The organism is Georgenia sp. 311, assembly GCF_006151955.1.
Lineage (GTDB): Bacteria > Actinomycetota > Actinomycetes > Actinomycetales > Actinomycetaceae > Oceanitalea > Oceanitalea wutianyii.
In genome coordinates this window covers 24,330-30,752 of the sequence record NZ_VDFS01000036.1, presented here as the reverse complement: position 1 = coordinate 30,752, position 6,423 = coordinate 24,330, and the positions used below count along the sequence as shown (strand labels likewise).

Sequence of the window (6,423 nt, the reverse complement as noted above, 5' to 3'; positions counted from 1 at the left end):
CCGACCCGCTCGACGCGGACCCTCACCGTCGTCGAGGAGGGGATCGTCGTGCCGTCGGCCAGGACGGCGACCACCCGGACCGAGTAGGTGTCGAACGTGACGACGTCGAACTGGTAGGGGCTCAGGGTGGCCGAGGGCCGGCTGCTCACCGACGCGGTGCCGACCTCGCGCCAGGTCCCGCGGTCGTCGACCTGCAGGCTGAAGCGGGCGGCGTTCTGCGCCAGGCCCGCGCGGTCCCACTCCCAGGAGAGGGTGACGAACTGGTTGAGGAAGCCGCGGGAGCAGGTGGGGCCGGTGACGCGCGGAGCCGCCGGTAGCTGCTGGGTGGCGGACCACGCCGTGGAGGCGGTCCACGCCGAGGAGCCGGCGGCCAGGCCGGTGACGCTCGTCGCGAAGGACAGGGCGCGCCCGCCCAGCTCGGCGCGCACCTTGTCCGAGGGCACGAAGGTGAGGCACAGGGTCCGGGCCCCGGTGATCTGCTGGCCGGTGACGGTGAAGGAGGTTCCCGCGCCGCTCGGGCTCGCGGTGAACGCGGGGGCGCCGCCGTTCGGGCAGGTGCCGCCCGCCGTGGCGAGGCGGTACTCGATCGTCGAGCCCGCGAGGTCGCTGCCGGTGAGGGCGCGGCCGTCCACGCCCACCCGCACGGCGCTGGGCTGCCAGGTCCCGTGGACGTCACCGGACATCGCGATGGTGGCGCTCGTCGAGCCCGACGGCGCCACGTCGACGCGCACTCCCCCGGTGCGCAGCGCAGGGACGGTGACCACGACCTCGTCGCTCCATGCCGCGAGCGTCGTGCCCGAGGGGCGCAGCACGAGGGCGCCGCCGAGGAGGAGGGCCAGGAGGAGCACGACGGCGGTGGGCCGCTCGACCGTCATGGCATCTCCTGGGTGAGGGTCCATCGCAGGGCGCCGGCGTCGAGCGTCATGTGCTGCGGGAGACCGGCCGGGACGGTGAGCTCGACGACGGCGGTCGTCCGGGCGCCGTCGTGCTCGGGGGTGACGGTCCAGCGGTGGGGGCCCGCGCCGGGCAGCGGCGTCGTCACGGTGACGGTCGCACCACCGAGGCCGCGCAGGGCGGTGGTGTCGAGGGCGAGGCGGCCGGTGAGCAGGTCACCGGAGGCCGCGACCCGGACGGTCGAGGTCACCCGGACGACGTCGCCCGGGACGAGGGCGGTGCCTGCGGGCAGGGGCTGGGTGGTGCCCGGCCGCAGGACGACGGTCGCGGCGGCGAGCGGCTCCACGCTGAGCTCGCCTGCGCTCACCGCCGCGAGGTCACGCTGCTCGGCGTCGTTCCAGCCGGCGAGCGTCGTGCCACCGCCGGAGAGGAGGACGGTGGCCAGGCCTGCGGCGACGGCGGCGCGGGTGAGTCTGCTGGGCACGGTGGTCCTCCTCTCCGGGACGGCGGGTGGGGTGTCGGGTGGGTCAGCCGACGACGGGGGTCTGGGTGAGGGTGACGTCCAGCCCGCCGAGGTTGACGCTCTGTCCCTGCCCGACCAGGCCGGCCGTGGTCTCGTCGAACGTCACGGTCACCGACACCTCCACCGTCTGGTCCGCGCCGGTGGCCACCACCGGGGCCGAGGCACCGGAGACGGGCTGTCCGTTCAGGCTCATCGCCGAGGACGCCGCCAGGCGGCCGCGCAGCTCCCCGTCCCCGCCCAGCTCGCGCAGGTTGTGCGACACCGCGGCCCGCAGCAGGTCCCCGCTGGCCTCCACCGACAGCGTCTCGCGGTAGGTCAGCGCATCCCCCGGCACGACCTCGTAGCGGCCCGCGGCCACCGCCGCCGTCACGTCCGTGCCGACGACGTTGGTCCACGAGCCAGTCCCACCCTCGAGGTCCAGCACGCCGGAGCGGATCGCGGTGTCCACGGCCGCGGCCTGGGTGTCGGACCACTGTGCGAAGGTCACGCCACCGGCGCCCAGCAGCACCACCCCCACACCGGCGGCCGCCACGGCCTTCCAGCCGGCGGAGGAATGACGAACGCGAGCGGAGGAACGAGAGATCATGATCGATGCCCTTCAGGTCAGGAGCCGGACTCCCCGGCACTGACCACACACTCCCGCGCCCACCTCAACCACCCCTGCGCGTCCCCGCGGGTCGACCTCAGGAGTTCCTCAGGATCGCTCCGGCCCGGCCGGGGCGGGTGCCACGTCCTCCTCGTGCGTCCGCTCGGGGCGCGGCGGGCGCGGTCCGGCGGCCTGCCCGTCGTCGTTCCACGCGGGGAGGAGCACGTCGACGTTCGTCCCGCTGCCGGGCCCGGAGCGCAGGGCGATGGTGCCGCCGAGCGCCTCGACGATCTGCCGGCTGATGTGCAGGCCCAGGCCCGTGCCCTGGACGGGGCCGTTGCGCACCTCGGGCGCGCGGTAGAAGCGTGAGAACAGGCGCTGCTGCGCGTCGGCGGCGATCCCGGGGCCGTCGTCGGTGACGGTGAGCCGCACGCGCCGCCTCGGCGCGCCGACGAGCTCGATGCGCACGTGGCCGCCGGGGCGGGTGTACTTCACGGCGTTGGACACGACGTTGTCGACCACCTGGGTGAGGCGTCCGACGTCGCCGGCGACGACGGCGTCGCCCTCCGCGGCGACCTCGACGGTGATGTCCCGGTCGTCCGCGCGCGGGGTCTGGGACTCCACGACGTCGGCGACGACGGACCGCAGGTCGACGGGCTCGCGGGAGGCGACGTCGGCACCCGTGCGGGCGGCGGTGAGGAGGTTGTCGATGAGGATGCGCAGCCGCCCGGCGTTGCGGTCGGCGACGTCGAGGTAGGTGCGCAGGTGGGGTGGCAGATCGGGGTCGTCGAGCGCGAGGTCGAGGTATCCGGTCACCGAGGTGAGCGGGGTGCGCAGCTCGTGGGAGACCGAGGAGACGAAGTCCTCGCGCTCGGAGAGCGCCTGCAGCTCGCCGGTGACGTCGTGGAGGGCGAGGACGGCGCCGTCGCTGCGCCCGTCAGGGCCGGGCAGCGGGCCCGCCGAGACACGGAAGGCGGTGCGCTCGTCGGCCGCCGGCGCCCACCACACCACCCGCCGGTCCACCGCCTCACCGGTAGCGACGCTGCGCAGCCGCTCCTCGCCCACGGGGGTGAGGCCGTCGGCCAGGTAGAGGTGCTCGGCGATGACCGTGATCGGGGCCCCGGGGACCGCCCGCCCGCCGGTCACCGTCTCGAGGGAGCGGTTGGCGACGACGATCCGGCCGTCCGGGCCGACGACGGCGACGCCCGCGTCGATCGTGTCGAGCACGCCCTCGAGGCGGGCCCGGTCCTGGGACGTCTCCTCCAGGAGGCGCGCGACGAGCGCGTTCTGCCTCGCGAGGAGCGCGCTGCGGCTGGTTGCACGGTCCTCGGCGAAGCCGAGGTAGCAGGCCACCGCGATGACGACCGCCGGCACGATGAAGAACCGCGAGGCGTTGTCCGGTCCGATGACCAGCGCGCCGCGCTCGAGCGCCGTGACGACGTCCACGCTCGTCGACGCGGCCACCCCGGTGAGGACCGCGACCACCGTGCCCGTCCGGCCCATCCGGGCCAGCCACAGGACGGGCAGGACGATGAGCACCGAGGCGCGGGTCCCGTTGCTCAGGAGCGCGACGACGGCGGCCATGTCGAGCAGGGGCACCGTGGCCTCGGTCCACCGCGGGAGGCGGGGCCAGGGCGCCGCGGCGGCGAGGACGGTCGCCACCGCGCTGATGCCGATCGCGACGAGCACGGCTCCGGGCAGCAGCTCGGCGTGCTCACGCCAGAGGATGACCGCGACGACGAGCACGCCGAAGACACCGGTGAACGGCAGCTGCCGGCCGAGGACGACGAAACGGTGGTGGCCGCCGTCGGCGGGGGCGGGGACGTGGTGACCGGACATCCGCCGAGCCTACGGGCAGCCCCCGGGGCCACCGTGGCGCCCGCTCAGCCGCCGAGCAGCTCCTCGACCCACTCCGGCACGAGGCGCCCGGCGGGCCCGGTGCGGACCTCGTCGAAGAAGCGCGAGCCCTCGCTCGGCTCCAGGTTGAGCTCGAGGGTGTGCGCCCCGCTGCTCGCGGCGAGCGAGACGTACCCGGCGGCGGGGTAGACGGAGCCGGAGGTCCCGACGGAGACGAACAGGTCGCACCCGCTCACGGCGCGGCCGATGCGGTCGAGCTCGTAGGGCACCTCGCCGAACCACACGACGTCGGGGCGCAGCGCCCGCGCGCCGCACACCGGGCAGGGCGGTGAGGGCAGCAGGTCCTCCTCCCAGCGGGGGCGGGACCCGCACGCCTCGCACGCGGCACGCAGCAGCTCCCCGTGCATGTGGACCACGCGCCGTGACCCGGCGCGCTCGTGGAGGTCGTCGACGTTCTGGGTGACGACGAGCAGGTCCTCCCCGAGCTCCTCCTCGAGGCGGGCCAGGGCGAGGTGGGCGGGGTTGGGCTCGACGTGGGCGAGGGAGCGCCGGCGGGCGTCGTAGAAGCGCTGGACGAGCTCGCGGTCGCGGGCGAAGCCCTCGGGCGTGGCGACGGCGTTGACGTCGTGGCCCTCCCACAGCCCGCCGTCGTCCCGGAACGTCCGCACGCCCGACTCCGCCGAGATCCCGGCTCCCGTGAGCACCACAACCCGCACCCCGACATTATGACTCCCCTCTCACTCCCCTCCTCCCCCGCCGAGTGCCGGATCCTGCACGCCCGGCGCGCCGCTACGGTGTGGTCGTGAGACCTCCACTGCGCCGGATCCGCCACCTCGTCGGCGCCGCGCCCGCCTGGCTGCGCCTCGCGCTCGCCGTCGTCCTCGTCGTGCTCGGCGTCCTCACGCTGCTGCGCCCGGCGACCTCACTGGGCGTGCTCGCGCTCGTCATCGGCGCAGGTCTGCTGCTCCAGGGCCTCACCGAGCTCGTCACGGGGCGCGCCGGGTCGTGGCGCGCCGTCGCCACGTGCGTGCTGTGGGCCGCCGCCGGCGCGGTCGTGCTCCTGCTGCCCGGGCTCACCGTCCGCCTCCTCGCGCTCACCGTCGGCGTCGGCCTCGTGCTCGACGGCGCGGTACGGCTCGTCGCCGCCGCCCGCCGTGACACCTCGACCAACGACCGGGTCGCCGACGGTGCGTTCGGCGTGGCCGGCGTCGTCTTCGGGGTGCTCGCGCTCGTGTGGCCGGACATCACCGCCCTCGCCGTGTCGGTCGTGCTCGGCGCCCGGCTGCTCATGACCGGGCTCGCGCTCGGCTGGGCGACCCTCGGCGCCCGCCGCTCCCCCGCACCCCGAGGCGGCCGTCGGCCGCGCGGCCGGGCGGTCGCCGCGGTCCTCGCCGTCGTCGTCGCGGTCGGTGCCGTCGCCGCGAGCGCCGCCCTGCGGGAGGGCTCGACCGTCACCGACCCGTTCTACGCCGCGCCGCGCGACCTGCCCGACGACCCGGGCCGGCTCGTCCGGGCCGAGCCGTTCACCCGCGGTGTGCCTCCCGGCGGCACCGGCTGGCGAATCCTGTACACGACCACCCGCGGTGACGGCAGCGCCGCCGTCGCCAGCGGGCTGGTCGTCGTGCCCGCCGAGGGCGAGGGCCCGTGGCCGGTCATCGGGTGGAGCCACGGGACGACGGGCGTCGCCCAGCACTGCGCGCCCTCGCTCGCGGCCGAGCCGTTCGAGTCCGGCGCGCTGCTCGTCCTGCCGGAGGTCCTCGACCGGGGGTGGGCGCTCGTCGCCACGGACTACCTCGGCCTGGGCACCACCGGACCGCACCCCTACCTCATCGGCCCGGACACGGCGACGGCGTCGCTCGACGCCGTCCGGGCGGCCGCCGAGCTCGAGGAGGCCGACCTCGGCGAGCAGGCAGTGCTGTGGGGCCACTCCCAGGGAGGCGGTGCGGCACTGTGGTCGGGCGCCGTCGTCGATGAGTACGCCCCGGAGCTCGACATCGCCGGGGTGGCCGCCCTCGCCCCGGCGAGCGACCTGCGCGGGCTGGTCGGCAGCCTCGCCGACGCGCCCGGGGGCAGCGTCATCGCCTCGTTCGTCGCCGCCGCGTACACCGCCGAGTACGACGACGTCACCTACCGCGAGTACGTCCGGCCCGGCGCCGAGGTGATCGTCCGGCAGATGGCGCAGCGCTGCCTCGCCTCACCGGGTGTGCTCGCCTCGGTCCTCACCGCGCTGGCGGTGTCCCAGGAGCCGACCATCCTCGCCGCTGACCCGGCGAGCGGCGCGTTCGGCGAGCGGCTGGCCCAGAACGAGCCGCCGGCGACGATCACCGCTCCGCTGCTCCTCGCGCAGGGCGGTGCCGACTCCCTCATCACCCCTCAGGTGCAGCGCGGGTACGTCGAGCGCCTGTGTGCGGCGGGGGTCGGCGTCGACCACCGGACCTACCCCGGCCGCGACCACCTCTCCCTCGTCGCCGCGGACTCCCCGCTCGTGCCCGAGCTCCTCGCGTGGACGGCGGACCGTCTCGCCGGGGTACCGGCGCCGGCGGGGTGCCCTGGCAGCTGACTC

General features: G+C 75.8%; 6 protein-coding genes. 1 reads left to right on the top strand and 5 read right to left on the bottom strand.

Annotation, left to right across the window (positions count from 1 at the left end; all coding sequences use genetic code 11):
- The 5 genes from FHE66_RS06365 to FHE66_RS06345 form a co-directional block, all read right to left on the bottom strand.
- Nucleotides 1-875, bottom strand: an 875-nt coding sequence (locus tag FHE66_RS06365) for a hypothetical protein (protein WP_139072134.1), incomplete at its 3' end; no start/stop codon positions are given.
- Nucleotides 872-1,378 carry an alternate-type signal peptide domain-containing protein gene (locus FHE66_RS06360; protein WP_139072133.1) on the bottom strand — a complete coding sequence of 169 codons (507 nt, stop codon included), beginning with the start codon at nucleotides 1,376-1,378 and terminating at the stop codon, nucleotides 872-874. The genes FHE66_RS06360 and FHE66_RS06365, both read right to left, overlap by 4 nt.
- A 43-nt stretch (nucleotides 1,379-1,421) precedes the next feature.
- Entirely contained in the window at nucleotides 1,422-2,003 is a 582-nt protein-coding gene (locus tag FHE66_RS06355; protein WP_139072132.1) for an alternate-type signal peptide domain-containing protein, read from the bottom strand.
- Nucleotides 2,004-2,111: 108 nt separating this feature from the next.
- Nucleotides 2,112-3,842: a cell wall metabolism sensor histidine kinase WalK gene (locus FHE66_RS06350; RefSeq protein WP_139072131.1), complete on the bottom strand. Its 1,731-nt coding sequence runs from the start codon at nucleotides 3,840-3,842 to the stop codon at nucleotides 2,112-2,114.
- Between the two features lie 44 nt (nucleotides 3,843-3,886).
- Nucleotides 3,887-4,567 carry an NAD-dependent deacylase gene (locus FHE66_RS06345; protein ID WP_255303620.1) on the bottom strand — a complete coding sequence of 227 codons (681 nt, stop codon included), beginning with the start codon at nucleotides 4,565-4,567 and terminating at the stop codon, nucleotides 3,887-3,889.
- A gap of 95 nt (nucleotides 4,568-4,662) precedes the next feature.
- On the opposite strand from FHE66_RS06345, the gene FHE66_RS06340 reads away from it, so the two are divergent.
- Nucleotides 4,663-6,420 (top strand): lipase family protein, encoded by a 1,758-nt coding sequence (locus tag FHE66_RS06340; protein WP_139072129.1) that lies wholly within the window; start codon nucleotides 4,663-4,665, stop codon nucleotides 6,418-6,420.
- Nucleotides 6,421-6,423 lie beyond the last annotated feature (3 nt).

Bases quoted from the DNA above. Each gene is read 5' to 3' on its own strand.
- FHE66_RS06355 (WP_139072132.1), bottom strand. From the start codon at position 2,003: ATGATCTCTCGTTCCTCCGCTCGCGTTCGTCATTCCTCCGCCGGCTGG.
- FHE66_RS06350 (WP_139072131.1), bottom strand. From the start codon at position 3,842: ATGTCCGGTCACCACGTCCCCGCCCCCGCCGACGGCGGCCACCACCGT.